Source organism: Corallococcus sp. bb12-1 (assembly GCF_026626765.1).
Taxonomy (GTDB): Bacteria; Myxococcota; Myxococcia; order Myxococcales; family Myxococcaceae; genus Corallococcus; species Corallococcus terminator.
Window position 1 is genome coordinate 1203811 of the sequence record NZ_JAPNJZ010000001.1, and the last position, 24956, is coordinate 1228766.

Sequence of the window (24956 nt, forward strand, 5' to 3'; positions counted from 1 at the left end):
AGCCTCCCTGGGTGCCGGGTCGAAAACTGGAGGCCGCCACCCTGGACGCTACAGTCCTGTAGAGCCACCCATGCCACTCGACAAGCACACCCTGCTCCACCAACTGGCCGAGCGTCTTCAGCAGAGCGACCGGCTGGCCCACCGCGCGGAAGCCGACGCCCGCGAGGCCGCCCGCAGCCTCGCCACGGAATCCGAGAAGAAGGAGGACGGCCGCGCCGCCATCGAATACGGCAGCCTCGCCACCGGCCAGGCCAACCGTGCGCGCCGCCTGCAGGAGGAGCTCCAGGCGCTCACCGCCTTCGGACAGAAGGACCTGCCTCGCTTCCCGCGCCAGGGCCCCGTGGGCCTGGGCGCCCTGGTGGACGTCAGCACCGAGGACGAGGACGGTTTCGCCGAGCGCACCTTCTTCGTGCTCCCCGCCGGCGCGGGCACCGAGCTCACCGGCCCCGGCGGCGACGGGTTCCTCTCCGTCATCACCCCCAGCTCCCCCGTGGGCCGCGCCCTGCTGGGCCGCCGCGCCGGAGACACCGTGGAGGTGACGCTCGCGGGCGAGGTGCGGGAGTGGACGGTGCTGGAAGTCGCCTGACGCCTACTCCGACGTCGGGCCCGGCGCCGCGTGCGCGACGAGCCACTCCTCCGGGATGTCACCCCGGGGCAGCTCCAGGATGAACGTGGAGCCCTGCCCGGGCTCGCTGGTGGCGCCCACCTTGCCGCCGAAGGCTTCGACAATCTGCCGCGTGATGTAGAGGCCCAGGCCCAGGCCGCCGTAGTGCCGGTCGCTCACCGCGCGCTCGAAGCGCTCGAAGATGCGCGCCAGGTCCTGCGGCTCGATGCCGATGCCGTGGTCCTTCACGGTGAGCCGCGCGAGCGCGCCCTGCCCCTCCACGCTCAGCACCACCGGGTGGCCCGCGCCGTACTTGAGCGCGTTGGACACCAGGTTCGTCACCACCTGCTCCAGCCGCAGCCGGTCCCACCGGCCCACCACCGGCACCGGCGCGTCCAGCTCCAGCTCCGTGCCGTGCTGCGCCGCCGCCGGGGCGAAGCGGTAGAGGATTTCGGCCGCCACGCTCGCCAGGTCCATCTCCTCCAGCTCCAGCCGCAGCCGGCCCGCGGTGATGCGCGACACGTCCAGCAGGTTGTCCACCAGCCGCGACAGCCGGCGCACCTGACGCTGCACCACATCCAGCGTCTCCGCGACGCGCTCCGTGGGCACGGGCTTGCCCTCGCGCGCCAGCACCACCACCTGCTTCTGGAGCATCTGCACCTTGAGGCTCAGCGGCGTCAGCGGCGTCTTCAGCTCGTGGCTCGCGATGCCCAGGAATTCGTCGCGCTGGCGCACCGCCTCGCGCGCCTCGCGCAACAGTCGCGCGTTCTCCAGGTAGAGCGCGGTGCGGTGGGCCAGCTCCGACAGGAAGCGCTCCTCCTCCGCGTCGAAGGCGTGCAGCACGTTCGAGCGCAGCAGCATCAGCGCGCCCAGGATGCTGCCGCGAGCACCCAGCGGCACGCTCAGACAGCCGTGCGGCCCCACCTCGCGCATCAGCCGCGCGTGCTCCGCGTCCTGCGCGATGGCCGCCACGTGCTCCTCGGACAGGATGCACAGGCGTCCCACCGCCCCGGACACGAACACCTCCGGCAGGCCTCCGGGCATGGACGGATCCGGCGGGTAGCGCTGGAGCAGTTCGCGCAACAGCCCGTGCCGGCCTTCATGCACGTGCAGGGACGCCACCACGCGCACGGGCTCGCCCGGCGGCTTCAGGATGAGCAGCGCGCCGTCGCCCAGCGTGGGCACCAGCAGCTTGAGCAGCAATTCGAGCTGCGCCTCCGCGTCCACTGACTCGCCCAGCAGCGCGCCCGCTTCCGCCAGCAACCGCGACGCATCCAGCACCGTGCCCGGCAGGGCCTCCACGCCGTGCGTGCGCAGGAGCACCGCCGCGACCTGCCCGTCCCCGCCCTTCACCGCCACCGCCGTGCCGCGCAGGAACGCGCGCGTCCCGTCCGGCCGGAGCACCTCCCACACCGCCGCGTCCACCGGCTCGCCCGCGAACGCTCGTTCCAGGGGGGTTTCGTGCGGCGGCAGTGGGGTGCCGTCCGCGCGCACCCATTCACACCCGGGCAGGCGGCCATGCTCCAGGCTGGTGGGCGCCGGGATGCCGAAATGAAGCGTCGCCTGGGTGTTGAACGCGAGGACGTTGCCGGTCCGCTCGATGAGGACGAATCCTTCAGCCCCCATGACGCGTCCAGGCAAGTCCTGCGGGGGTGACACTCCTTGTGTCAGTGCGGTGTCGGGCGCGGGGCGTGAAGTCGCGTCCTCCGACGAAGGATCCACACGGGGAGAGGAAGATGTGACGCCGGAGGACATGCTGGGGCTTTCCGCACGCATCATGGTGTCATCCCCGCCTCTGGGGGAACGAGGGCAGACCTCAAGGCCCGCCCCATCACCATCAAGCACAGGGAATGCTTTCCGTCATCCCGCTCTTCCCGCGGGCCCCCTTGCCTGCATGGCGCCGATCCTCAATCGTTCGACTGTCCACGTCCGCGCCGCATGAAGTTCCGGCCGCACGGCGAAGTTCTTCCACCGCGAGTCTCCCGAATGCAGATGCCGTTCACCCGCCCTGACGGCACCCCCAATGAGCGCCGCTTCCGGCAGGTCATCGACACGCTCCAGGAGGTCGTCTTCCAGACGAACATGGAGCGTCACTGGGTCTTCCTCAATCCCGCGTGGACCGAGCTGACGGGCTTCCCCGTGGAGGAGTGCCTGGGCCAGTCCGCCTTTGACTTCATCCACCCGGATGATCAGGCGCGCACGCTGGAGGTGTGCGAGTCGCTGTTCACGCGAGAGCGCGAGTTCATCCAGCACGAGGTGCGCTACCTCACGCGCGACGGGGGCTTCCGCTGGATGGATGTGTTCGTCCGGGTGACGGTGGACGAGGACAACGTGCTCCTGGGCATGGCCGGCACGCTCAACGACATCACCGAGCGCAAGCGCACGAGCGACGCGCTCGCCCGGCGCGAGCGCTACCTCACCGCGCTGGTGGACATGCAGCAGCGCCTGCTGTCGGTGCACACCGGCGGGGACCTGTACGGCCAGGCGCTGGAGCCGCTGGGGCCTGCGTCCGGGGCCAGCCGCGTCTACGTCTTCGAAACCCACCTCAACGCGCAGGGCGCGCTCGTGTGCAGCCAGCGCGCCGAGTGGTGCGCTCCCGGCGTGGTGCCCGAACTCGCCAACCCGCTGCTCCAGGAGCTGCCGATGCGGCCGGGCCTGGAGCGCTGGGTGCCCGTGCTGGAGCGCGGCGAGGTCGTCACCGGGCGCGTGGCGACCTTCCCCGCCTGCGAGCGGGAGCTGTTGGATCCGCAGGGCATCCTCACGCTGCTGGTGCTGCCCCTGCGCGTGCACGGGCGGCTGGTGGGCTTCGTGGGCTTCGACAACTGCTACGAGGCGCGCGAGTGGGACCGGCTGGAGGTGGATCTGCTGTTCGCCGCGAGCGGCGCCATCTCCGTGGCGCTGGAGCGGCGCGAATCCGAGCGGGCGCTGCGCGAGCGTGAGCACCGCTTCCGCCAGCTCGCGGAGAACGCGTCGGACGTGCTGTACCTCTACCGGTGCGCGCCCCCGCGAGGCTTCACGTACGTCAGCCGCGTGGCCCACGCCAAGCTGGGCCTGGGGCCGGAGGCGCACTACGCGGATCCGGAGCTGTGGTACCGCAACGTGCACCCGGAGGACCGGCCCGCGCTGGAGCGGCTCCTGGAGTCGCCCCGGGCGTCGGACGGCACGCCCGTCGTCCTGAGGTTCCTGCGCCCCGACGGCAGCATCCTGTGGCTGGAGCACGTGGTGGCCCCAGTGACGGACGCCAACGGCCGGGTGGTGGCGGTGGAGGGGCTGGCGCGCGACATCACCGAGCGTCGGCAGGTGGAGGAGGCGCTGAAGCGCTCCGAGGCCAGCCTGCGCGCGCTGATGGAGGGCTTCCCGGACGCGGCGGCCATCGAACGCGACGGCCACATCGTCTACGCCAACGCGGTGCTCGTCACCACGCTGGGCTTCGAGCGCGCGGAGGAGCTGGTGGGCCGCCGGCTGTCGGAGTTCCTGGCGGACGTGCCGGGCACCGGCGCGACGCCCGCGGACACCACGCCCCTCACCAGCGAGCGGCGGCTGGTGCTGCGCGACGGACGCACGCGCGTGGTGGAGCTGGCGTCGCTGCCGCTGAGATTCGACGGACAGCCGGCGATGGTGTCCATCGCGCGGGACGTGACGGAGCAGCGCCAGCTCCAGGCGCGGCTGACGCTGGCGGACCGGCTGGCGTCGGTGGGCACGCTGGCGGCGGGCATCGCGCACGAAATCAACAACCCGCTGGCCTTCGTGCTCTCCAACCTGGCCTTCCTGTCGGACGAGTTCCGCCACCACCTGACCCCGGCCCCCTCGCGCGGGGTGCGTCCCCCGAACGTGACCGAGTGGCAGGAGGTGCTGGGCGAGGCGTGCGAGGGCGCCGAGCGCGTGCGCCAAATCGTGCGCCAGTTGAAGACCTTCTCCCGCCCGGACGAGGAGCGCGTGTCGCCGGTGGACGTGCACGCGGTGCTGGACTCCGTGGTGATGATGGCCGCGAACGAAATCCGGCACCGCGCGCGGCTGCGCCGGGACTACGGCACGGTGCCCCTGGTGATGGCCAACGAAGGCCGGCTGTGCCAGGTGTTCCTCAACCTGGTGGTGAACGCGGCCCAGGCCATCCCGGAAGGCGCCGCGCACGAGCACGAGGTGGTGCTGTCATCGCGCGTCCAGGGCGACCGCGTGGTGGTGGAGGTGCGCGACACGGGCAGCGGCATCGCGCCGGAGGTGATGGGCCGCATCTTTGATCCGTTCTTCACCACCAAGCCCGTGGGCGTGGGCACCGGCCTGGGGCTGTCCATCTGCCACGGCATCATCAGCGGCCTGGGCGGCGACATCTCCGTGGACAGCAGCGTGGGCCACGGCAGCACCTTCCGCGTGGTGCTCCCCGCGCCGCCCTCCGCCCTGCCCTCCCATCCGGAGGAGCCCCTTCCCATCCACGCGCCCGCGTCACCGCGAGGCCGCGTGCTGGTGGTGGATGACGAGCCCGCGGTGGGCCGCGTGTTGCAGCGGCTCTTGCGCGACCACGACGTGGAGGTGGCCACCAGCGGCCGGCAGGCCCTGGAGCGCATGGCGCAGGCGCCAGGGTTCGACGCCGTGCTGTGCGACGTGATGATGCCGGACCTCGCCGGCCGGGACGTGTATGAGGCCGTGCGACGCGACCACCCGGGGCTGGAGCGCCGCTTCGTCTTCGTGTCGGGCGGGGCCTTCTCCGTGGGCGCGCGCGAGTTCCTGGCGCAGATCCCCAACCCGCTGCTGGAGAAGCCCTTCGACGAGGCCCGCGTGCGCGGCGCGGTGGAGGACCTGGTGCGTCGCGGCCCCCTCGATGCGGCCTGATGGCCCCGCGCGGACACCGCCGCGCCCGTGGCGGTCGCACCCATCGGTCATCGGGAGGACCCTCCTCCCACTGACGGATGCGCTGGCGTGTGGGGTCTGCGAGTTTGCGCTCGTCCACCCGCTCTTGCCTTCGTCGAGATCATGATGCCTCCCATGAACCGCACCACCGTGCTGCTGTCCCTTGCTGGCCTGCTGGTCGTGGGCGCCCTCGCGCTCGATGGGGCCGCGAGGCACTTCAATCCCCCCAGCGACCATCCCCCGACCCACGTGGCGGAGCCGCGGCTGGCCACGCCGAGGACGGGGCCGGACCAGAGCCACACGGTGGTGCAGCCGGGAGAGGCGGACGTCGACCTGGTGCTGCCCGTGGGCGTGGGGCAGTCCCCCACCGGCAAGCCCGGCCCGGTGGAGCTGACCGGCAAGCTGTCCGGCGCGTACGTGATGACGGGGCCGGGTGAGGCCTTCGCGTGGTTCGAGCTGTCGGCGCGCAAGCCGGAGAGCGTCCAGCGCGTGCCGGTGAACCTGGCGCTGGTGGTGGACCGCTCCGGCTCCATGATGGGCAGCAAGCTGGAGGACGCCAAGCGCGCCGCCCAGACGCTGGTGAAGCAGCTCAGCAAGGGCGACCGGCTGGCGCTGGTGCACTACGGCTCCAACGTGACGACGCTGCCCAGCGTGGAGATCAACGACGAGACCCGCGCGGAATTGCTCCGGGCCATCTCCCGGATTGAAGTGGACGGCTCCACCAACATCAGCGGCGGGCTCCAGGCGGCCGCCGAAGCGGTGCGCCCCTACACGCGTGAGTTCCGGGTGACGCGCGCCATCCTGCTGAGCGACGGCCAGCCCACCGAGGGCATCGTGTCCAACACCGGCCTGTTCTCCGAAGTGGGCAAGCTGCGCGAGCTGGGCATCACCGTGAGCGCGCTGGGCGTGGGCGAGGGCTTCAACGACGCGCTGATGCGCGGCATGGCCGAACGGGGCGGCGGCTTCTCCGGCTTCGTCAGCGATTCGGCGGAGCTGGCCTCCATCTTCACGCGGGAGCTGGAGCAGGCCGCCAGCACCGTGGCGCGCAACGTGAATCTGGTGCTGACGCTGCCGCCCGGCGTGAGCGGCGTGGAGGTGATGGGCCTGACGTCCACGCGCGAGGGCAACACGGTGCGCGTGCCCCTGTACGACCTGACGGGCGGCCAGTCCGCGCGCGTGGTGGCCAAGGTGACGCTGGACGCGCCCGCGAGCGGCACGCAGATGACCGTCCTGGGCGCCAGCCTCTCGTACGTGGACGTGACGGCGGACCTGCCGTCCCAGGTGCTCCTGTCCCTGAACGCGAGGGTGACGGACGACGCGCGGACGGTGCGCTCGAACCTGGACCGGGAGGTGCGCGTGCACGCCATCCGCGCCCTGGGCACGCAGCAACTGCACGCGGCCGCGGAGGAGATGAAGAACGGCAACCGTCAGGGAGCGGTCAGCCTGCTGGACAACGCGCGTCGCCTCTTCGGCAGTTCAGCGTCCGCGCTCGCGGGGGAGATTGCGGACGTGGACGCCGCCCAGGCAGCCTACGGAAAGGCCCACAGCGATTCGGACGTGCGTCGTGAGATGCTCCACCTGAAGAAGAAGACGATGAAGAGCTTCGGGCAGAACAACTCCTACTAGTGCAGGGACGGTGCGCCGTGTCGCTCTCCATCCAACTCATCCGTCGGGAGGACTTCGAGACGCGCTGCCTGTACGCGCTCGTGGGCGCGGGGGCCATGGCGCTGGTGGCCGGCGTGGCCCGGCAGGTGCTGCGCCAGTCGGTGGATCCAGGCTACTTCGCGCTGATGGCGGCGGCGCTCACCGCGGTGAAGCCGCTGCCCGCGTTCAACGCCCTGGTGCGCACGGCGGTGGTGCTGCTGCCCTCCATCCCCTACTTCCTGGGCCTGCCGTCGCCCTTGGAGTACGCGGCGTCGGGCGCCATCGCCGCGGCCGTGCTGGCCTGGCGTGGCCACGGGCGTGAGGGCATGGGCACCACCACCCAGGTGGCCCTGAGCGCGGGGGCCGCGGCCGTCACCACGGCGGTGGGGCTGTACGTGCAGGAGGTGCTCGACGCGCGCTTCCTCCCGGCCCGGGGCTACTTCCCCCTGCTGGTGGACTACGCGGTGGTGGCGCTCTTCTGGAGCATCGGCACGCTGCCGGCGAACCTGGCCATCGACGTGGACGCGGTGGCCACCCGGGGCATGCGCCTGGAGGCCACGCTCACCGGCGAGGTGCGCACGCTGGTGACGCGAGCGCTCGGGCTGTACCGCCAGAGCCAGGCGGAGGCGCGCAAGCTGGCCACCGGCAAGGGCCGCGAGAAGCTCCAGGGCGTGCTCGGGAAGCTGGCCCAGGACGCCTTCAACCTGGCCGAGTCCCACACGGTGCTGGAGGCCCAGTTGTCCTCCGCGTCCCAGGGCAGCGTGGATTCGCAGGTGCAGGAGCTGCGCAAGCGCGCCGCGGACGCCCAGGACGGCGTGGCCCGGCGACAGTTGGAGCGCGCCGCCGCGTCGTTGGGCGAGGAGCTCAACCAACTGGACGCGCTGTCCCGAAAGCGTGAGCGGCTGTTCGCCCAGCTCCACGCCCAGGTGGCCCTGCTGGAGCGGGCCCGGGTGTGCTTCATCGGGGCCCAGGCCTCATCCCCGCTGGAGGGGGCTGACCGGGCCCTGGCCCTGGCCGACAAGCTCTCCGCCCTGGACCTGGAATCCTCCAGTTCGGAGATGCTGCCCCTGCCCCAGCGCGCTCCGGCCGCCCGGTCCTAGACGACGTCGTGGCACCCGTCCTGGCCATCCAGGACGGTCCCGGACCCGACACAGGGCAGGCCCGGGGACCGGGGGTGCGTCACTTCTCCGACGCGCGGGACGGACGGGACGCCTTGCGCTTGCGGGCCGGGGAGGCCTGCTTCTTCACGACGACGGGGGTGTGCAACTGGCTGGCGATGCGCGCCTCGATTTCCTCCCGGGTGCGGCGGCTGACCTCCAGCGCGGCGTTGATGCGCTCGCGGACGCGGTCGGCCTGGGCCTCGGCGGCGGCCCGGTATTCAGCGATGTCCCGGCGCAGCTCCAGGCGCCCCTCGGTGGCCGGGGCGGTGTTCGCCGCCCGCTTGGGCGCCGCGCTCTTGCGCCGCGCCGGCCGTACCGTGTCCGTACCACTGCCCTGCTGCTGCCCCTGTGCCTTGCGCGCCATCTGGCCCCCTCGTGCGATTGCTCGCGTGCCGTGGGCTGAAAGGTGGGGTGTCTGTTCCTCCCATGGAAGTCCGGCCGTGGGTCGGACGTAGGACGGGCGGGCGGACAATCCGGAGTTGCTCCATCCAACAGAGGGGCTTCTCAATGCTTCAAGGAAGACGCTAAGAGGGGCCTCGCCGTTCCTGAGCCGGGGGCCTCCCAGGCTGATAGCTCAGGGGCCGCCGCATCACCCAAGGGCCGGGATGTGAGCGAGCCTTCGTGCCCCGTGCGCTCCGGCGGTAACGGTTTCGTGCGGCGTAGAAAAGAACCTGTGAGGGGATACCCGTGGCGGTCTCTTTCCTGAACCGGAAGCACAACCTCGACCGGATGTCGCTGCGCGACCTGGTCTATTCGTTCTTCACCTATTACTCCGTCGTCGCCTACATCCTCATCGGCATCACCTGCATCGTGCTGTCGGTGAAGTGGTTCGAACACCCGGCGCGCATGGCGGCGGCGATGCTGGTGGCGACGGTGGCGTACCCGTTCGGCTGGTACCTCATCCACCGCTACATCCTGCACGGGCGCTTCCTCTACAAGTCCGCGGCGACGGCGGTGACGTGGAAGCGCATCCACTTCGACCACCACCAGGACCCGCACGACCTGCGCGTGCTCTTCGGCGCGCTGCACACCACGCTGCCCACCATCGCGCTGGTGCTCACGCCCATCGGCTACCTCATCGGCGGGCGCTCGGGCGCGGCGGCGGCGCTGGGCTGGGGCATGGTGACCACGTGCTTCTACGAGTTCTGCCACTGCATCCAGCACCTGAACTACGCGCCGCAGTTCAAGTTCCTGAAGGACATCAAGCGGCTGCACATGTCTCACCACTTCCACAACGAGACGGGCAACTTCGGCATCACCAACTACTTCTGGGACCGCGTGTTCGGCACGCTCTACGAGAAGGCGGCGGACAAGCCCAAGAGCCCCACCGTCTTCAACCTGGGCTACACCGCCGAGGAGGCCCAGAAGTACCCCTGGGTGGACAAGCTCTCCGGCGGCACGCGCGGTGACGGACACCCGCGCCGCTTCTGGCAGGCCGAAGGGCTGAGCGCCCCGGACGGCGCCTCCGGCGAACAGTCCTGACCCCCGGGGCTCCACGTCCCTGAGTCCCCGCTTCACCCGGAACCTCCCCGTGCGCATGCCGCCCGGGGAGGTTTCTTCACTTCAAGCCGCTCACGCGGAGAGCGATGAGGCGGCGTCCTGTTCCTGTTCGCGCTCCTCGCGGAAGTGCTGGGCGGACACGGGCGGCAGGGTGTGCACGCGCGCGACGAGACACGCCGCGCTGCCTCCGGCCAGGTGGAACTGATCCAACTTCACGCTGACGGGCCGGCGCCCCAGGCCGCGCAGCAGGGCCTCCACGCGGGGCACGCGCGCGCCGACGAGCACGGTGTTGCCCACCTCCACCAGGTTGAGGCCGAAGGCGAGCGCGTCCTCGCGAGCGACGGGCACCACCTGCTGGATGCCTTCGGTGCGCGCCAGCGTGCGCAGGGACTCGGGCGTGAAGGCCTCGGGACACACGAGCGCGGTGCCGTCGGACAGCACGGTGAGCGCGGTGTCCAGATGGTAGAGGTACGGGTCGCGCAGCTCCAGCGGCGTGACGGGCGCATCGAGGAAGGCCTCCAGCACGCCCGCGGCCCGCTGCGTGGAGCGCTGGCCCCAGCCCAGCAGGGCGCCTCGGCCCTGGGGCAGCATGGCCACGTCGCCCCCTTCGATGTGCACGCGCCCCGGTTCGATGACGTCGAAGCCGCGCGCGGCCAGCCACCGGGCGCGGGCGCTCTGCTCACCCCGCCGCTGCCCGTGGCGCATGGTGGCGAGCAGCGCGCGCAGCTCCCCTTCCTGGGACACAAGCACCGCGTTGTCCTTGGCGAAGACGGAGTCGTACGCGCCGTGGACGAAGGGCAGTTCGAAGAAGCCCGCGCCCGCGTCACGCAAGGCGCGCAGGAACGCCCGGTGTTGGGAGCAGGCCCGGCGCCACACGGCCGCGCCGACCTTCATATGCGGGTTGATGTTCCACGCGACCTGATACGCGCAGTCACGGGAGCGGACGTGGTCTTTCTCGCAACGCACCTGACTCACGGCGAAGGTGGCAGGAGCGAAGTGGCCGGTGTGCAAGGTCATCCCCATACATGTGGTCGGAAGGCACTCCCGCCTTCCGAAGACGTGTAGAGAGGGTGCGCACCATGGGCGGGCTTGGCGAGGTGGTGGGGGGCGTGGGAGCAGGGGTTGAGGATGCCCGCCTGTCCGAGCAATTGCATCGAACCCTCTTGCGCTTCAACCACTCTCGACTGGCTCCCGGGTTCCCCACCGAGGGCTGGCGAGCGGGCGTGCAGTCGGAGACGCAGTTGCGCCTGCTGGAAGGCGAGTACGTGGAGGCCGAGCGCCAGCGCATGGCGGCATGGGCCGCCGAGGCGCCGGAGGACGCGGACGGCTTCATCGCGTGGTTCGAGGACCTGAAGGAGACGGGCCCCGGGCAGCAGGATCCGCTGTTCCCGTGGCTCGCGACGCAGGCATCGCTGGAGCAGATGCGCTGGTTCCTCACGCAGGAGGTCGCGGGTGAAGCCGGCTTCGACGACATGGTGGCGCTGACGCAACTGCAACTGCCGACGCAGGCGAAGCTGGAGCTGGCGCGCAACTATTGGGACGAGATGGGCCGCGGGCGCGAGGACGCGATGCACGGGCCGATGCTCGCGGAGATGGCGGCGAAGCTGGGCTTGAAGCCCACGGACGAGGACACGGTGTGGGAAGCGCACGCGCTGGCGAACCTGCTCTGCGCGTTCGCGTTCAACCGCCGCTACACGTACCTCGCGGTGGGCGCGCTGGGCATCGTGGAGGAGACGGCGCCGGGCCGCACCGCGTGCGTCAACGAGGGCCTGAAGCGCCTGGGCTTCGACATGCGCGTGCGGCGCTACTACGCGGTGCACTCCACGCTGGACGTGAAGCACTCGGAGACGTGGAACCGGGAGGTGCTGCGCCCGCTGGTGGCGGCGAACCCCGCGTGCGCGAGGCCGCTGGCGGAAGGGGCGCTGCTGCGTCTATCCGCCGGGGCGAAGTGCTTCGAGCGCTACCGCCGGGAGCTGGGCCTGGAGTTGAAGTCGCTCAGCTGAAAAGCAGGGCCCGCGCGCCTGGCCGTCCTCCCCTCCGGGACCTTGCGCGTGTGCGCTGGCCCTGGAGGTGCGTCGGGCAGCGGACGGCCCTCGCGGCAGCACGTGGGAGGAGGGGTGCACCGTGAAAGGGGCGGATGCCAGCTTGGGAGGCCGTTGCCGAGCTTCCCTGCTGGAGGTCCCGATGTCCCTGTTCCGAATCACCTGCGTGGGTGTCCTGGCCCTTACGGCCTGCGCCTCCCCGGGCACGTCCTTCGAGGACGTGATGCGCCGCACGCAGCCCTTGATGCCCCAACGACCGGATCCGACGACCTACGGCACCCGGCCGGAGAACCCGGTGCGGGTGGGCTGGGGCGACAAGGGCGTGATGGCGTATTTCGGTCTGTTGCGCGGGCCGAAGGGAGAGCCGGTGGCCTGGCGCCGAATGGGGGACTGCTGCGAGTTCACCCAGGTGGACGGGAGGGCCAACGAGCGCGGCCGGCTGTCCATCTTCGAGGTGACCTACGAGGGGTTGGACACGCCGGCGGTGCTCTACGTGGACGCATACACGGGCGGGTCCGTGTACGCGCCCTGGGGCTTCACGCTGGAGGGTGGACCGGACGCTCCGCCGCCGTCCGGGAATGAGCCGGACATCATCGACCTGTAGCGGCGAGCGCCTGGCCGGGCGTGGGCCTCCCCCTTCCGGAATGGCCCCGCCATGCCTAGATGCAAGGGCGAGCGGGCTGGCCGGAGCCCGGGGCGCGGGCGTGACTTTTCCGGAGACCCCCTCCGTCACGCTGGAAAGTGGAAGTTTCCCGCCGCGGGCGGTCCTCCCGGTTAGCCATGGGAGGTGCGGCCCACGCGGCGCTGCGCTAAGCGTTCGACCGCTCTCCCGACGGAGGAGGAACCGTGGCGGCTGTGAAGAAGAAGCGTTGGCCCTATGTGCTGGGAGGCATCCTCGTCCTCCTTGTCGCCATCGTGGCGGTCGTGCTGTGGCGCCTGGACGCCATCCTGCTGAAGACGGCGCGCGACCAGGCGGCCACGTATTCGCAGAAGCTCGGGCGCCCCATCGAGATTGGCGACATCTCCACGAAGCTCTTTCCCCGTGTCGGCGCGCGGATTGAGAACGTCGTCGTGGGCCCCGCGGAAGGCGAAGACCTGCCGCTCGCGGAGCTGAAGACGGTGGACGTGAGCGTGGCGGCGATGCCGCTGCTCACCTCCAAGGGCAAGGACATCCAGGTCCAGAACGTGGAGGTGTCCGGCCTCACAGTGAACGTCCTCCGCCTGGCGGACGGCACCACCAACGTGCAGCGCCTCCAGGAGAAGTGGGCCGCGCAGCAGCCCAAGGAGGAGACGCCGGAGGAGGAGACGCAGCCCACGGACCTGTCGGGCGTGCACGTGGAGCGCGCGGCGCTCACCGACGGCACCATCCGTTTCGTGGACCGCGCGGGCGGCCAGCAGGCGCGTGAACTGGCGGTGCGTGACCTGGACATCGAGGTGAAGGACCTGCGCGTGGGCAAGCCGCTGAAGGTGGACCTGGCGGCGGCGGTGCTCGCGGAGAAGCAGAACCTCAAGATGACGCTCCAGGCGGCGCCGCTGCCGACGACGCTGGTGCCCACGCCGGAGCAGGTGACACTGAAGGCGGAGCACATCGACCTGTCCCCGCTGGGGCCGTTCCTGCCGCCGGACGTGGGCCTGCAGGCGGGCACGCTGGACGCGGACTGGAAGGCGGACCTGGGCAGCGCGGTGCCCGGCGGCAAGGGCCCCACCAAGCTCGTGGGCGTCATCAAGGCGCTGGGGATGAAGTTCGCGGGCTCGGAGGGCGGCAAGGCGCTGGACGTGGTGCTCGACACGGACGTGACGGGCGACATGGAGACGGGCGACCTGGCGCTGGACAAGCTCAAGCTGGACCTGGGCCCCGCGGCCATCACCGGCAAGGGCAAGGTGAAGGGGCTGCTCACGGACAAGCCGGCCGTGGAGGGCTTCGAGCTGGTGGGGCGCAACCTGGACCCGGCCGTGCTCGCCGAGTACTACCCGCCCCTGAAGAAGCAGCTCAAGGGCATGGTGGCGGGCCCCATCGGGCTGGACGTGCGCGGCAGCGGCACGCAGGCCGAACAGGCCATCAACATCGCCGTGAACCTGACGCCGGTGCGGCTGCGGGTGCCGGATCAGTTGTCGAAGGAAGCCGGCGGCGCGATGACGCTCAACGCGAAGCTGACGGGCGCGGCGGCCAGCGGCGGCGCGCTGCGCTTCGACGCGAAGGCGGACCTGGACGGCGTGGACATGCGGCCGGGCCTGCTCGTGAACAAGGCGCCGGGACAGCGGCTGGACGTGGCGGCGGCGGGCACGTACGTGCCGGCGAAGACGGGCAGCGGGATGACGGTGAACGTCACCAGCATGACCCTGGGCGCGCTGGAGGACACGGTGTCGGGCACCGCGACGGTGTCGCTGGCCGGCACGGGCAAGAAGGCGACGACGACGTTCAAGGCGGCGGTGAAGAGCGCTCGGCTGGATGCGGACAAGTTGTTGATGAGCGAGGAGGAGGTCGCCGCGCGCACGGGTGGCAAGCCGCCGCCTGCGTCTCCGCCTCCGGAGGACGCCACGCGCTTCAATGGCTACCGGGGCGACATCCAGTTCGCCATCGGGTCGCTGCGCTTCACGAAGATGGACCTGAGCCAGGTGACGGGCGTCGTGAAGATGGTGGACGACCTCATCACGGTGGAGAAGTTCTCGACGGGCGTCTACGGCGGCAAGGTGGTGGCGGACGGGACGACCCTCCGCCTGGGCCCGTCGCCGGAGGCGCGGCCCTTCACCGCGAAGGTGCAGGTGCAGGGCATCGAGATGGCGCAGGCCCTGGCGGAGCGCACGCCGAAGCAGGTGATGACGGGCAAGTTCAACGGCAACGTGGACGTGCAGGGCGTGGGCTACACGCCGGACAAGCTCCAGCAGACGCTGTTGGGCGGCATCAGCGGCAACCTGCTGGAGGGCACGTTCCTGGGCAAGGACCTGGTGTCGTCGGTGACGGGGCCGCTGTCCAAGGCGCTGCCGTTCGCGTCCAAGGCGCTCAAGAGCGGCGACGTGACGTCGCTGGGGGCGGACCTGCCCTTCAGCGTGACCATCAAGAACGGCGTGGCGCAGCTGAGCAAGCCCATCACCTGGACGCGGCCGGAGGCGGCGATGAGCTTCGACGGCGGCATCAAGCTGGACGGCACGCTGGACCTGACGGGCGGCGTGTCGCTGACGCCCGCGACCATCAAGGCGCTGACGGTGGGCAAGGTGACGCCGACGGAGGCCATCCCGGTGGGGCTGAAGCTGACGGGCAAGGCGTGGAGCCCGGAGGTGACGGGCATCGACGTGAAGCCGGCGGCGACGACCATCCTGAAGCTGGCGGGCGCATCCGTCGCGGGCAGCCTGCTGGGTGAGAAGGGCAAGGCTGTGCAGGACATCATCACGGGCGGCCAGGACAAGGCCAAGGCCGACGCGGAGGCGAAGCGCCAGGAACTGGAGGCGCGCGCCAACGAGGAGAAGAAGAAGCTGGAGGACCAGGCCCGCGCCGAGCAGGAGAAGGCGAAGCAGCGCGCGGCGGACGAAGCGAAGAAGAAGCTCAAGGGCATCTTCGGCGGGAAGTAGTCGCCGCGAAATCCGGAAGTGGCACGCGCGCCGCGGGGCTCCAACGGGAGCTTCGCGGCGTTCGTGTTCCGGCGCCCTGGCGTAGGCTTGCCGCCCATGCGCACCCGGTTCACGCGGATCGAAGCTGACGGCTTTCGCTCACTGCGCGGCGTGGTGCTGCACCCCGAGCCGCTGGAGGTCCTGCTGGACGCGGAAGGCACCGCCACCCGCGACCTCATCGCCCTCTTCACGCTCCTGCGCGAACTGGCGCACGGCCGGCTCCAGCAGCACTTGTCCCAGCCCGGCGTCACGGACGGCCTGCGCAGCCCCGTGAAGCTGTCCCTGGCCGTGGACTGGAACACCTACCGCGTGGAGCTCCAGCGCTTCCCCGACGGCGTGTGGCGCCTCGTGGAGGAGACGCTGGACCTGCTGGCGGGCGTGGCGGCGGAGCTCATCGCGCCCGGGCAGAAGCAGCCGCCCGCCGAAGAGGCCCTGCTCCCCTCCTACGCGGACCTGCCCCCGGCGAAGGAGCCCGAAGCGCGCGGCACCGACGAGGAGGAGGAAGGCCGGATGGTGGGAGGCATCGTCCAGTGGGGCATGACGATGATAGCCGGGCTCCTGCGAGGCTTCCGCGTCCAGCCCGCCGGTGCCTTCGACCTGGACGAAGCCACCTTCCTCGTCCTGGAGGAGCACGACGTGGACCTGCCCGCGAACGCCGTCTGGGACCGGGTCCAATCCGCTCGCGCGGCGTCCCTGCGGGTCCCCGTGCTGCTCTTCACGCGGTCGGTGGCCCTGGCGGACGCCTTCGACCTCCAGGACGTCCAGCGCTTGGAAACCACCGCCGACGGCGCGACCTCCTTCCGGCCGTTGCAGGCCCGGAAGGAGCGGAACGCTTAGGCGTTACTGCGTGGCGCCGCCGCGCGCTTCCCAGCCGGAGCCGCCACCAGCGCCGCCCCGGGGACCGCCGCCGCGCGGGGCCGAGTCCTCACGGCGCATCTCCTGGTACTTGGCCTGCTGATCCGCGCTGAGCACCTTCTGCATCTCCTGGTCGGTCTGCGTGCGCAGCTCGCGCATCTGCCGGCGCACGTCCTGCCGGGGCTGACCATTGCCGCCCGACGACATCAGCGCCTGACGCTTCGTGTCCTCGGCCTGGAGCTGCTTCGTCAGCTCCTGCTCCTGGCTGTAGCTGAGCCGCGCGTCGGTGATGAACGTCTTGAGGCGCTCGCTGCGTTCGACCTCCGCCTGCGTCCGCATCTGGTCGATCTGCTGCTGCCACTGCTGGCGCTGCTCGGTGCGCTGCTCGTCCTGCACCGTGCGCAGGATCTCCTTCATCGACTGCTTCCCGCTCTCGGTGCTCAGCGCCTCGCCCACCATCACGCCGCGCAGCTCTTCACGCAGCTTCGCGACCTCGGCCTCCAGGCCCGCAGGCGCGGGACCCGAACCACCCGTGGTCGTGCCCGGCTGCTGCTCGAAGGCCATCATCCGGCGCGACAGGAGCTGCACCGTCTCCTCCAGCGCCTTCACGCGCGTCTGGAGCGCCCGGACGTCCGAGGACGTGTCCTGCACGCGGGGCGCGGCGTCCGTCGCCGGAGCCTCCGAACGACCGGGCCCCCACAGGGCCACGCCGAGCGCCACCGAAGCCAACCCCACCGATGCGATGCCGAGGATACGATTCATGATGTTCTCCCTGACGGAACACCCGGCCGCCTATTCCATCGCGCTCCCGGAACCGTCTTCGTGCCTTCATCCTCCCACCCGCCCGCCCCTGGGGGAAACGTCCAGGCCCGGGTGCCTGCCTGCCCCCCGTATCGCGAGCGTTGACCTCTCCGGGCGGGACACGGAGAGTCCCGCGCCATGACGCTCCGTCCCATTGCCGAAGTCGGCGCCGAGCTGGGCCTCGCGCCGGAAGATGTCCTCCCCTGGGGCCGCGACCGCGCCAAGGTGTCCCTGGACGCCCTGGGCCGCCGCTCCCGCCAGGGCCGCATGGTGCTGGTGTCGGCCATCAACCCCACGCCTCCTGGCGAGGGCAAGACGACGATGTCGGTGGCGCTCGCCATGGGCCTGCGCCAGCGGGGGCGCAAGGCGGTCGCGGCGCTGCGAGAGCCGTCCCTGGGGCCCGTCTTCGGCGTGAAGGGCGGCGGCACCGGCGGCGGGCAGGCAAGCCTGGAGCCCGCGGCGGACATCAACCTGCACTTCACGGGGGACCTGCACGCCATCACCAGCGCGCACAACCTGCTGTCCGCGCTGGTGGACAACGCCGTGTACTACGGCCACCCGGTGGTGCTGGAGGGCACGAAGGTGCGCTGGCGCCGCGCGATGGACATGAACGACCGGTTCCTGCGCAACGTCATCGTGGGACTGGGCGGCAAGGCGCACGGCGTGCCGCGCGAGACGTCCTTCGACATCACCGCCGCCAGCGAGGTGATGGCCATCCTCGCGCTGTCGGAGAACCTCCAGGACCTGGAGGCGCGGCTGGGGCGCATCGTGGTGGGCCAGGCGCCGGACGGTACGCCCGTGCGCGCGAAGGACGTGAACGCGGCGGCGTCCATGGTGGCGCTGCTGAAGGACGCGCTGATGCCGAACCTCGCCCAGACGCGCGAGGGCGGGCCTGCCATCGTGCACGCGGGGCCCTTCGGCAACATCGCGCACGGCTGTTCGTCGGTGGTGGGCACGCGGCTGGCGCTCGCGTACGCGGACGAGGTGGTGACGGAAGCGGGCTTCGGCTTCGACCTGGGCGCGGAGAAGTTCCTGGACATCAAGTGCCGTGGCGCCGGCGTGTGGCCCCGGGGCGTGATGCTGGTGGTGACGCTGCGAGCCCTCAAGCACCACGGCGGCGCGAGCCCGGCGCAGGTGGCGGAGCCGGACCGCGAAGCGCTGCTCAAGGGCTTCAACCACCTGGAGAAGCACCTGGAATCGGTGGCCGCGTTCGGCCTGCCGGCGGTGCTGTGCGTGAACCGCTTCCCGCAGGACACGCAGGCGGAGCTGGACGAGCTGCGCGCGTTCGCGAAGACACGGGGCGTGGGCATCGCCGTATGCGACGGCTTCACCCAGGGCGGCGAGGGCTCACTGGAGCTGGCGGACACGGTGCTGGCGATGCTGGACGCGACGGACGCGGCGCCACCGAAGCCGCGCTTCCTCTACGAACTGGACCAGTCGCCGGAGGAGAAGATCCGCGCCATCGCGCGCACGGTGTACGGCGCGGACGACGTGGCCTTCACGCCCGGGGCGCGCAAGGACCTGGAGACGGCGCGGGCGCTGGGCGGCGCGGCGCTGCCGGTGTGCATGGCGAAGACGCACCTGTCGCTGTCGGACGACCCCACGAAGACGGGCCGCCCCCAGGGCTTTACGTTGACGGTGCGCGAGGTGCGCCTGTCCGCGGGCGCGGGCTTCCTGGTGGCGCTCACCGGCGAGCTGCTCACCATGCCGGGCCTGCCCCGGGAGCCCGCCGCCAGGCGCGTCACCGTCCACCCCGACGGCCACATCACGGGCCTGATGCAGGGCGAGTAGGCCCGACGAACAACGGGCCGCCCCGGTGCATCCGGGACGGCCCGTGGGCCCTTCGGGGTCCGGCGTGGAAGCGCTAGACGCGGAACGACGTGGACAGCTCCTGGAGCTTGCCCAGCGAGCTGTTGATCTGCCCCACCGCCTCTTCGGCGTTGCTGGTGGCCAGCACCACGTCGCTCATCATCTCCGACAACTGCGTCACCACTTCCGTCATCTGCGTGATGCCCGCGTTCTGCTGGGTCACCGAGGCGACGATCTGCCGCGCGGCCTGGCTGCTCTCCTGCACCACCTGGGTGATGTCCTTGAGCGTCGACGCCGAGGCGAGCACCTGTTCGATGCCCTCCTCCATCTTCTGGCTGTCGCCCTCCGCGATGCTCACCGTCTGGCGGATGGCCTGGTTGATCTCCAGGAGGATCTTCCCGATGCGCTGCGTGCTCTGGAGCGACTGACCGCTGAGCGCCCGCATCTCCTTGGCCACCACCGCGAAGCCCCGGCCCTCTTCGCCGGCCCGCGCCGCCTCGATGGCCGCGTTGAGCGCCAGCACGTTGGACTGGTCCGCCAGGTCCTTCACGCTGCCGATGATCTCTCCGGCGTGCACGGCCTGCTCGGACAGGTGCCCGATGCTGCCCACCAGCGCGCCCACCCGCTGGCGGATCTGCTGGAGGCCCTCGGCGCTGCGCTCGATGGAGATCTGTCCCGACGCGCTGTATGCGTCCGCCTGCGCCGCGACCTTCAACACCATCTCCGCGCGGCTGGCCGCCATGCCCGACGTCTGGGCGATCTCCGCGATGGTGGAGCTGGCCTCCGTGAGGCTGCGCGACTGGTTGGTCAGGAAGTTGAGCTGCTCGTGGCTCGCCGTGTTCAGCCGCGCCGCCGCCGCCGTCAGGTCCGTCACCACCGCGTGCAGCGTGCCCGGCACCGAGCGCAGCCGCTTCATCAGCGTCTCGATGCTGCGCGCCAACTCCCCCACCTCGTCCTGCGCGGAGGTGTCGATGGGCTGCGACAGGTCACCGTCCCGCGCGATGCGCGTCGCCGTCTCCGTCAGGCGCGCCAGGGGCAGCGTCACTTCGCGCAGCAGCCACACCGTGAGCGCCGCCAGCGCCGCGATGCAGGCCACCGACAGCACCAGCACCCACGTCAGCGTCGTGCCGTGCAGCGACTCCATCTCCATGAAGGCCTCGCGCTGCGCGGCCTCCTGCTGCGCCGTCACCGACTCCAGCCCGTCGTGCATCGTCTTGTGCACGGGCCCCAGCTTCGCCAGCGCGTCGTCGGCGCCCGCGCTGCTCTGGGCCGCCAGCACCACCACCTTCGCGGCCTCCTGCCAGTAGCGCGTGAAGGTCTCCTGCAGGGCCTCCACGCGGGAGGAGTCCACGTCCTTCATGCCGCGCAGGGCCTTCAGGCCCGCGGTGAGCTCCGTCACGTGAGCATCCAGCGTCTGCTGCTGCACCGCGTGCAACGCCACCGCGTCGCCCACGTCCTGGTGCAGCGCGGCGAAGCCCGCGCGCAACGTCTGCGCCTGGCTCACCGACGGAGCCAGGCTGAAGCCGATGCGATCCGAAGCGGCTCGCGTGCGCATGCCCAGCCCCACCGTCACCGCCACGATGGCCACCAGGAACACCGACGCCACCACCGGCAGCACCATCATCTTCTGCTTGAGCCTCAACGCCATCACACACCCCCTCGCGGGCCCACGTCAGACATCCCGATGAAGCGCGGTCGTGCATCCCCGCGGGGCCTGCTGCGCCAGCTCATTGTCGCTCATCCTTCCGCGGCCCGGGCGGGCCCCGCCGACGGTTGAGGCCCCGTCGAGACACGTAGGATAGACAACACCTCTCCCCCCGACTCAAGCCCGCGCCCCTTGAAATATCTCGTAAACGGGTCTGGATTGCCCCGCAGGGTCCCCCGGGACACTTGACCCTGTCAGGTGGGACCTGCCTCGCAGGATGTTCTACGTCAGATGTAGGTGCTGATGGCACACCCTGGCGCGATCATTCCAGCCCCCCGGGAGGACTCCCGGGTGCTGGACGAACCGTGGGTCGGCCATTCAGCGGTGAAGGATGGCGCGGTGCGTCGTTGGCACTGAATGCGGGTGGAGGGCGGCCTCGGTCTGGGCCAGGAGGGTGTGCGCCTGCTTGGCGGTGGTGGTCCGCAGCAGCGCGTCTCGCAGCGACGCGTCGTGCAGCAGCGCCGCGATGCGCGACAGCACGTTGAGGTGCAGGCCCGCGGTGTCCGGCGGGGCCACCATGCCGACGAAGAGGTGCACGAGGCCGTCCCCTGTCTTGCCGAAGGCCAGGCCTCCGCGATGGATTCCCAGGCAGGTGACGATGCGCCGCACGCCCTCCACGCGGCAGTGGGGAATGGCCACGACCCCCTCCATCACCGTGGCGCCCAGGCGCTCTCTTTCGCGCAGGTGTTTGGCGAGCACCGCCTGCGTCACGCCCGCCTCCGGTGCCAGCAGTCCCGCCAGCTCCTGGAGCAGCGAGTCGCTGTCGCGCGCCCGCAGGGACGGTTGGATCGCCTCCTCCGACAGGAACTCCATCCACCACATGTGGCCTGCCTCCCGGCCCGTGGGGCCGTTGCTGTTCAAGAAAAGATCCGCCGTCCCTTCGACTCCGGGCCATCGCATCAGGGCGCGACGGCGACGCGTTCGCGTCCCACCATCACGATGCACGCGGCGAGCACGCGCGCACTGAACCGGTCGCGCTCGCTGTCCTCGAACGCCTGCACGAGCACCTCCGGGTCGTCGTCCAGGAACAGCGTGGAGCCCACGCGCTCGAAGACGTGGGCGAGCAGGCTGCGGCAGCAGGTGCAGCGCCAGGCGCGCTCCAGTGCCTGACCCGCGCGGCGGCGAGCGTCCACCAGGCCCTCCGCCCCCAACATGCGCACCGCCTTGAGCGAGGCCTCGTGTCGGGGCCCGGTGTGGCGCGCACGGGCGCCCCACGTCTTCAAGATGGCGATCATCCCCATGACTTTCACTCCTGGATGCCGGGGTTCTTCCACCCGGACGCCCCCACCCAGGAGCATCCCGCGTGCCGGAGGGGAGGCACTGCATCCCCGCGTTCTTGCTGGAGGCTCCGCCGCTGCGGCGCGCACGGGATTTCATCCTGCACGGTGACGCCGTGCAGGACGCGGTGTCCGGCGCTGCTTCATCGACGGGAGGCGAAGCATGCCGTCGCACGCCACGGCCCCGCCGCGTCTTCACCGCCAGGGAAGAAGGCGCTCACGGCACGCGTCGTCACACTCCGGGAACAGCGCCAGGAAGCGGGCCTGCTCGCGGCAGCGTGCGGTGAAGTCGGAAGCGAGCGGGCTTTCGCACAGCGAGCGGAAGGTGTCGGAGGTCCGCAGGAAGACGGCCGCGCGCTCCGGGGGCGTCATGCGCCGCACGCTCCGCCGTTCAGCGCCCGTGCTGACGAGCGCCACCGCCGCCAGCGTCCACAGCAACAGCCAGCCGGGCAGGTCCCGCCACCAGGGGCGGGCGAACCCGCCGTTCGCGAAGGAAGACATGCCCCGTCCAGGGGCAAACCGTGTGCCGCTCGGGCTTCTTCAGCGCGTGGGGCGGGCGCTGAAGGGCTCGATTTCGCCCTGGCAGGCGGCGTCGCACTCGGAGAAGCGCTTGAGGAAGTCCGCGAGCTGACCGCACTTGCGAGGGAAGCGCGTGCCGCCTCCATCCGGCAGGCACAGCTCCTCGAACTCGTCGCGCGTTTCGCGGAACAGGGCCTGTCGCTGCGACGGGGACATGGCGTTCAGCGCGCGGTTCTCCCCACCCTGCAACCACAGGAAGACGCCCACCAGCACCAGCAGCACGATGCCAATCCACGTGCCCCGGCGAACCCAGCGGTCCGGAGCGGGCGTCAGCTCCTTCGCGAAGATGTTGTCCTCGCCCCCGTCATCGGTCGGCGTCCCGTCGTTGCGCATGGGCTCCATTCCATCCATGGCGCGTGCCAGCCGCACGGCCGTTCCGCAGCAGACACCAGCCGGCCCCACGTTGCACCTTGCAAGCAGCATCCGGGTGCGACCTTGCGGGATGCAATGCGTCTTCCCGTGCCCGTCCCGCCCGGCATCCGACAAACGGGCCCGGCACACGGCATGCTCTTACACTTGCCCCATGGAAGTCCGAGCCGGACCTGAAGAGACAACGGAGCGCCCCATGCGGGTGCTCGTGGTGGACGATGAGCGCAACATCCGCCACACCCTGAGGGTGTGCCTGGAGGGATTCGGCTGCGAAGTGCGCGAAGCCGCCTCCCCCGAGGCCGCGCTCGCGGCGCTCGCCCAGGGGCCCGCGGACCTGGCCTTCGTGGACCTCCGCCTGGGCAACGCCTCCGGACTGGAGCTGCTGCCCCGCCTGCTCGCCGAATCGCCCGCGCTCGACGTCGTCCTCATCACCGCCTACGCGACGTTCGACACCGCCGTGGAGGCCGTGAAGCGTGGCGCGCGCGACTACCTGCCCAAGCCCTTCACCCCCGCGCAGATCCGCCACGTGCTGGAGCGCGCGAAGGCGCAGCGGGAGCTGTCGTCACACCTGGGAGACCTGGAGGGACAGCTCGCGCAGGCCGTGCCGGAGGCCACGCTGGAGACGGCCTCACCGGTGATGCACGCGGCCATCGGCTTCATCACCCGCGCGGCCACGTCCGACGCGGCGGTGCTGCTGCGAGGGGAGAGCGGCACCGGCAAGGGCGTGCTCGCCCGGGCGCTGCATTCCATGAGCGCCCGGCGCAAGCGGCCCTTCGTCACCATCAACTGCCCCACCCTGTCCGAACAACTGCTGGCCAGTGAGCTGTTCGGCCACGCGCGGGGCGCCTTCACCGGCGCGGTGAAGGACCAGCCCGGGCGCGTGGAGCAGGCCGAAGGCGGGACGCTGTTCCTCGACGAGGTGGCGGAGATGAGCCCCTCGCTCCAGGCGCAGCTCTTGCGTTTCCTCCAGGAGAAGCAGTTCGAACGGCTGGGCGAGGGCCGCACGCGCAAGGCGGACGTGCGCGTGGTGGCGGCCACGCACCGCGACCTGGAGAAGGACGTGGCGGAGGGGCGCTTCCGCGAGGACCTGATGTACCGGTTGAACGTCTTGGAGGTGAAGCTCCCCGCCCTGCGCGAGCGGCCCGAGGACCTGGTCCCGTTGGCCCGTCGCTTCGTCGCCTTCTTCGCGAGGGCCGCGCAGCGTCCGGCACCGGAACTCTCCCCCGCCACGGAGGCGATGCTGCGTGCCTACCCGTGGCCGGGCAACGTGCGCGAATTGCGCAATGCCCTGGAGCGGGCGCTCATCGTGGGGCCCGCGGGCGTGGTGGAGCCACAGGCGTTCCCGGAGCGCATCGCGTCCGCGGTGGGCCCGGGCGTGAGCCTGGGAGGACCGCACACGCTGGAGGACGTGGAGCGCGAACACATCCTGCGCGTGATGGCCTCCACGCCGACATTGGATGAGGCGGCCCGCCTGCTCGGCATCGATGCGTCCACGCTGTGGCGCAAGCGCAAGAAGTACGAATCGGACGCGAAGCCGGAAGCGTAGGGCGCTGGCATGTGCGCCAGTGCATGCGGACACCCCCCTGGAGTCAGGGGCGCTCAAGGGCGCGGCACTTCCGCGCGGATTGCACCCGTGCACCTGCGTGAGAACCCTGCGGAGGGGCCGCCATCGCGGTCCTCCCAATGGGGGTGCCTCATGAACATCATCGACGTGCTCATCCAGCAGCACCGGGACGCCGAGGCCCTCTTCGAGGCCTACCGCGCGGCGCCGGACGAAGAGAAGCCCGAGCTGTGCGTGCGCCTGGCCGAAGCGCTCACGTTGCACAGCACCATCGAGGAGCGCTGGGTGTACCCCGTCGCGAGGAGCGTCGTCGAAGGGCCTCGCATCGACTTCGCGGTGGAGGAGCACGGCGAGATGAGCCAGCTCATCTCCGAATTGCTGCACGCACGCCGGGAGCCCCGCCGCCGCGAGGCCACGGTGCGGCAACTGGAAGCGGTCGCCGCGCACCACATGGCGGAGGAGGAGCGCGAGGTGTTCCCACGGCTCCGCGAGATGGCGTCGGAGGCGTTTGGCCCGAGCAGCTCCGAAATCGTCCGCACCGCGTCCGACGCGCGCCGGGAGGCGATGCGCCAGTTGGATGCGCCCGCCACGCCGTGACG

General features: G+C 71.0%; 21 protein-coding genes. 12 read left to right on the forward strand and 9 right to left on the reverse strand.

Going from position 1 to position 24956, the window contains the following annotated elements; genetic code table 11:
- The first annotated feature begins 70 nt into the window (after positions 1-70).
- Positions 71-586 (forward strand): GreA/GreB family elongation factor, encoded by a 516-nt coding sequence (locus OV208_RS05065; RefSeq protein WP_120536676.1) that lies wholly within the window; start codon positions 71-73, stop codon positions 584-586.
- 3 nt (positions 587-589) lie between these two features.
- On the opposite strand, the gene OV208_RS05070 is transcribed toward OV208_RS05065, so the two are convergent.
- The gene (locus OV208_RS05070; protein ID WP_267572655.1) at positions 590-2230 is read right to left on the reverse strand and encodes a GAF domain-containing sensor histidine kinase; all 1641 of its coding nucleotides are present in this window, start codon (positions 2228-2230) and stop codon (positions 590-592) included.
- 360 nt (positions 2231-2590) lie between these two features.
- Here OV208_RS05070 and OV208_RS05075 point away from each other — a divergent pair, with 360 nt between their 5' ends.
- The 3 genes from OV208_RS05075 to OV208_RS05085 all read left to right on the forward strand — a co-directional run bounded on the left by OV208_RS05075 (position 2591) and on the right by OV208_RS05085 (position 8193).
- Positions 2591-5431 carry a PAS domain S-box protein gene (locus tag OV208_RS05075; RefSeq protein ID WP_267572656.1) on the forward strand — a complete coding sequence of 947 codons (2841 nt, stop codon included), beginning with the start codon at positions 2591-2593 and terminating at the stop codon, positions 5429-5431.
- 153 nt (positions 5432-5584) lie between these two features.
- On the forward strand, positions 5585-7075 hold the full coding sequence (locus OV208_RS05080; RefSeq protein WP_267572657.1) for a vWA domain-containing protein: 1491 nt from the start codon (positions 5585-5587) through the stop codon (positions 7073-7075).
- 17 nt (positions 7076-7092) lie between these two features.
- A complete protein-coding gene (locus OV208_RS05085) occupies positions 7093-8193 on the forward strand; it encodes a hypothetical protein (protein WP_267572658.1) in 1101 nt (366 codons plus the stop codon).
- 79 nt (positions 8194-8272) lie between these two features.
- Here OV208_RS05085 and OV208_RS05090 read toward each other — a convergent pair whose 3' ends face one another.
- Positions 8273-8617, reverse strand: a complete 345-nt coding sequence (locus OV208_RS05090) for a hypothetical protein (protein ID WP_267572659.1) — start codon at positions 8615-8617, stop codon at positions 8273-8275.
- 365 nt (positions 8618-8982) lie between these two features.
- Here OV208_RS05090 and OV208_RS05095 point away from each other — a divergent pair, with 365 nt between their 5' ends.
- Positions 8983-9735, forward strand: a complete 753-nt coding sequence (locus OV208_RS05095) for a sterol desaturase family protein (protein ID WP_267572819.1) — start codon at positions 8983-8985, stop codon at positions 9733-9735.
- A 90-nt stretch (positions 9736-9825) separates the two neighbouring features.
- Here the strand turns inward: OV208_RS05095 and OV208_RS05100 are convergent, their stop codons facing one another.
- Entirely contained in the window at positions 9826-10647 is an 822-nt protein-coding gene (locus OV208_RS05100; protein ID WP_267572660.1) for a dimethylarginine dimethylaminohydrolase family protein, read from the reverse strand.
- Between the two features lie 185 nt (positions 10648-10832).
- Between OV208_RS05100 and OV208_RS05105 the strand changes: the two genes are divergently transcribed.
- From OV208_RS05105 to OV208_RS05120, 4 genes are all read left to right on the forward strand, one after another.
- Positions 10833-11756, forward strand: a complete 924-nt coding sequence (locus tag OV208_RS05105) for an iron-containing redox enzyme family protein (protein ID WP_267572661.1) — start codon at positions 10833-10835, stop codon at positions 11754-11756.
- Positions 11757-11937: 181 nt separating this feature from the next.
- On the forward strand, positions 11938-12399 hold the full coding sequence (locus tag OV208_RS05110) for a fibril protein (RefSeq protein ID WP_267572662.1): 462 nt from the start codon (positions 11938-11940) through the stop codon (positions 12397-12399).
- Between the two features lie 242 nt (positions 12400-12641).
- Entirely contained in the window at positions 12642-15362 is a 2721-nt protein-coding gene (locus tag OV208_RS05115) for an AsmA family protein (protein ID WP_267572663.1), read from the forward strand.
- Between the two features lie 96 nt (positions 15363-15458).
- Positions 15459-16238, forward strand: coding sequence for a hypothetical protein (locus OV208_RS05120; RefSeq protein WP_267572664.1), 780 nt, complete (start codon positions 15459-15461; stop codon positions 16236-16238).
- A gap of 3 nt (positions 16239-16241) precedes the next feature.
- On the opposite strand, the gene OV208_RS05125 is transcribed toward OV208_RS05120, so the two are convergent.
- Entirely contained in the window at positions 16242-17018 is a 777-nt protein-coding gene (locus tag OV208_RS05125) for a hypothetical protein (RefSeq protein ID WP_267572665.1), read from the reverse strand.
- 177 nt (positions 17019-17195) lie between these two features.
- Between OV208_RS05125 and OV208_RS05130 the strand changes: the two genes are divergently transcribed.
- On the forward strand, positions 17196-18848 hold the full coding sequence (locus OV208_RS05130) for a formate--tetrahydrofolate ligase (RefSeq protein WP_267572666.1): 1653 nt from the start codon (positions 17196-17198) through the stop codon (positions 18846-18848).
- Between the two features lie 73 nt (positions 18849-18921).
- On the opposite strand, the gene OV208_RS05135 is transcribed toward OV208_RS05130, so the two are convergent.
- The 5 genes from OV208_RS05135 to OV208_RS05155 form a co-directional block, all read right to left on the reverse strand.
- A complete protein-coding gene (locus OV208_RS05135; RefSeq protein ID WP_267572667.1) occupies positions 18922-20514 on the reverse strand; it encodes a methyl-accepting chemotaxis protein in 1593 nt (530 codons plus the stop codon).
- Positions 20515-20889: 375 nt separating this feature from the next.
- Positions 20890-21432: a PTS sugar transporter subunit IIA gene (locus tag OV208_RS05140; RefSeq protein WP_267572668.1), complete on the reverse strand. Its 543-nt coding sequence runs from the start codon at positions 21430-21432 to the stop codon at positions 20890-20892.
- A 38-nt stretch (positions 21433-21470) separates the two neighbouring features.
- Positions 21471-21806: a hypothetical protein gene (locus OV208_RS05145; RefSeq protein ID WP_267572669.1), complete on the reverse strand. Its 336-nt coding sequence runs from the start codon at positions 21804-21806 to the stop codon at positions 21471-21473.
- A 237-nt stretch (positions 21807-22043) separates the two neighbouring features.
- Entirely contained in the window at positions 22044-22349 is a 306-nt protein-coding gene (locus OV208_RS05150; RefSeq protein ID WP_267572670.1) for a hypothetical protein, read from the reverse strand.
- Between the two features lie 39 nt (positions 22350-22388).
- On the reverse strand, positions 22389-22760 hold the full coding sequence (locus OV208_RS05155) for a hypothetical protein (RefSeq protein WP_267572671.1): 372 nt from the start codon (positions 22758-22760) through the stop codon (positions 22389-22391).
- Positions 22761-22992: 232 nt separating this feature from the next.
- On the opposite strand from OV208_RS05155, the gene OV208_RS05160 reads away from it, so the two are divergent.
- Positions 22993-24342 carry a sigma-54-dependent transcriptional regulator gene (locus tag OV208_RS05160; protein WP_267572672.1) on the forward strand — a complete coding sequence of 450 codons (1350 nt, stop codon included), beginning with the start codon at positions 22993-22995 and terminating at the stop codon, positions 24340-24342.
- Positions 24343-24492: 150 nt separating this feature from the next.
- Positions 24493-24954 carry a hemerythrin domain-containing protein gene (locus tag OV208_RS05165; RefSeq protein WP_267572673.1) on the forward strand — a complete coding sequence of 154 codons (462 nt, stop codon included), beginning with the start codon at positions 24493-24495 and terminating at the stop codon, positions 24952-24954.
- Positions 24955-24956 lie beyond the last annotated feature (2 nt).

What these genes read in the sequence shown, in the direction of transcription:
- OV208_RS05160 (WP_267572672.1), top strand. Translation starts at nt 22,993, where the DNA reads ATGCGGGTGCTCGTGGTGGACGATGAGCGCAACATCCGCCACACCCTG.
- OV208_RS05155 (WP_267572671.1), bottom strand. Translation starts at nt 22,760, where the DNA reads ATGCGCAACGACGGGACGCCGACCGATGACGGGGGCGAGGACAACATC.
- OV208_RS05100 (WP_267572660.1), bottom strand. Translation starts at nt 10,647, where the DNA reads ATGAAGGTCGGCGCGGCCGTGTGGCGCCGGGCCTGCTCCCAACACCGG.
- OV208_RS05130 (WP_267572666.1), top strand. Translation starts at nt 17,196, where the DNA reads ATGACGCTCCGTCCCATTGCCGAAGTCGGCGCCGAGCTGGGCCTCGCG.
- OV208_RS05135 (WP_267572667.1), bottom strand. Translation starts at nt 20,514, where the DNA reads ATGGCGTTGAGGCTCAAGCAGAAGATGATGGTGCTGCCGGTGGTGGCG.
- OV208_RS05080 (WP_267572657.1), top strand. Translation starts at nt 5,585, where the DNA reads ATGAACCGCACCACCGTGCTGCTGTCCCTTGCTGGCCTGCTGGTCGTG.
- OV208_RS05075 (WP_267572656.1), top strand. Translation starts at nt 2,591, where the DNA reads ATGCAGATGCCGTTCACCCGCCCTGACGGCACCCCCAATGAGCGCCGC.
- OV208_RS05090 (WP_267572659.1), bottom strand. Translation starts at nt 8,617, where the DNA reads ATGGCGCGCAAGGCACAGGGGCAGCAGCAGGGCAGTGGTACGGACACG.
- OV208_RS05105 (WP_267572661.1), top strand. Translation starts at nt 10,833, where the DNA reads ATGGGCGGGCTTGGCGAGGTGGTGGGGGGCGTGGGAGCAGGGGTTGAG.
- OV208_RS05110 (WP_267572662.1), top strand. Translation starts at nt 11,938, where the DNA reads ATGTCCCTGTTCCGAATCACCTGCGTGGGTGTCCTGGCCCTTACGGCC.
- OV208_RS05070 (WP_267572655.1), bottom strand. Translation starts at nt 2,230, where the DNA reads ATGGGGGCTGAAGGATTCGTCCTCATCGAGCGGACCGGCAACGTCCTC.
- OV208_RS05120 (WP_267572664.1), top strand. Translation starts at nt 15,459, where the DNA reads ATGCGCACCCGGTTCACGCGGATCGAAGCTGACGGCTTTCGCTCACTG.
- OV208_RS05125 (WP_267572665.1), bottom strand. Translation starts at nt 17,018, where the DNA reads ATGAATCGTATCCTCGGCATCGCATCGGTGGGGTTGGCTTCGGTGGCG.
- OV208_RS05095 (WP_267572819.1), top strand. Translation starts at nt 8,983, where the DNA reads ATGTCGCTGCGCGACCTGGTCTATTCGTTCTTCACCTATTACTCCGTC.
- OV208_RS05145 (WP_267572669.1), bottom strand. Translation starts at nt 21,806, where the DNA reads ATGATCGCCATCTTGAAGACGTGGGGCGCCCGTGCGCGCCACACCGGG.
- OV208_RS05165 (WP_267572673.1), top strand. Translation starts at nt 24,493, where the DNA reads ATGAACATCATCGACGTGCTCATCCAGCAGCACCGGGACGCCGAGGCC.
- OV208_RS05150 (WP_267572670.1), bottom strand. Translation starts at nt 22,349, where the DNA reads ATGTCTTCCTTCGCGAACGGCGGGTTCGCCCGCCCCTGGTGGCGGGAC.
- OV208_RS05065 (WP_120536676.1), top strand. Translation starts at nt 71, where the DNA reads ATGCCACTCGACAAGCACACCCTGCTCCACCAACTGGCCGAGCGTCTT.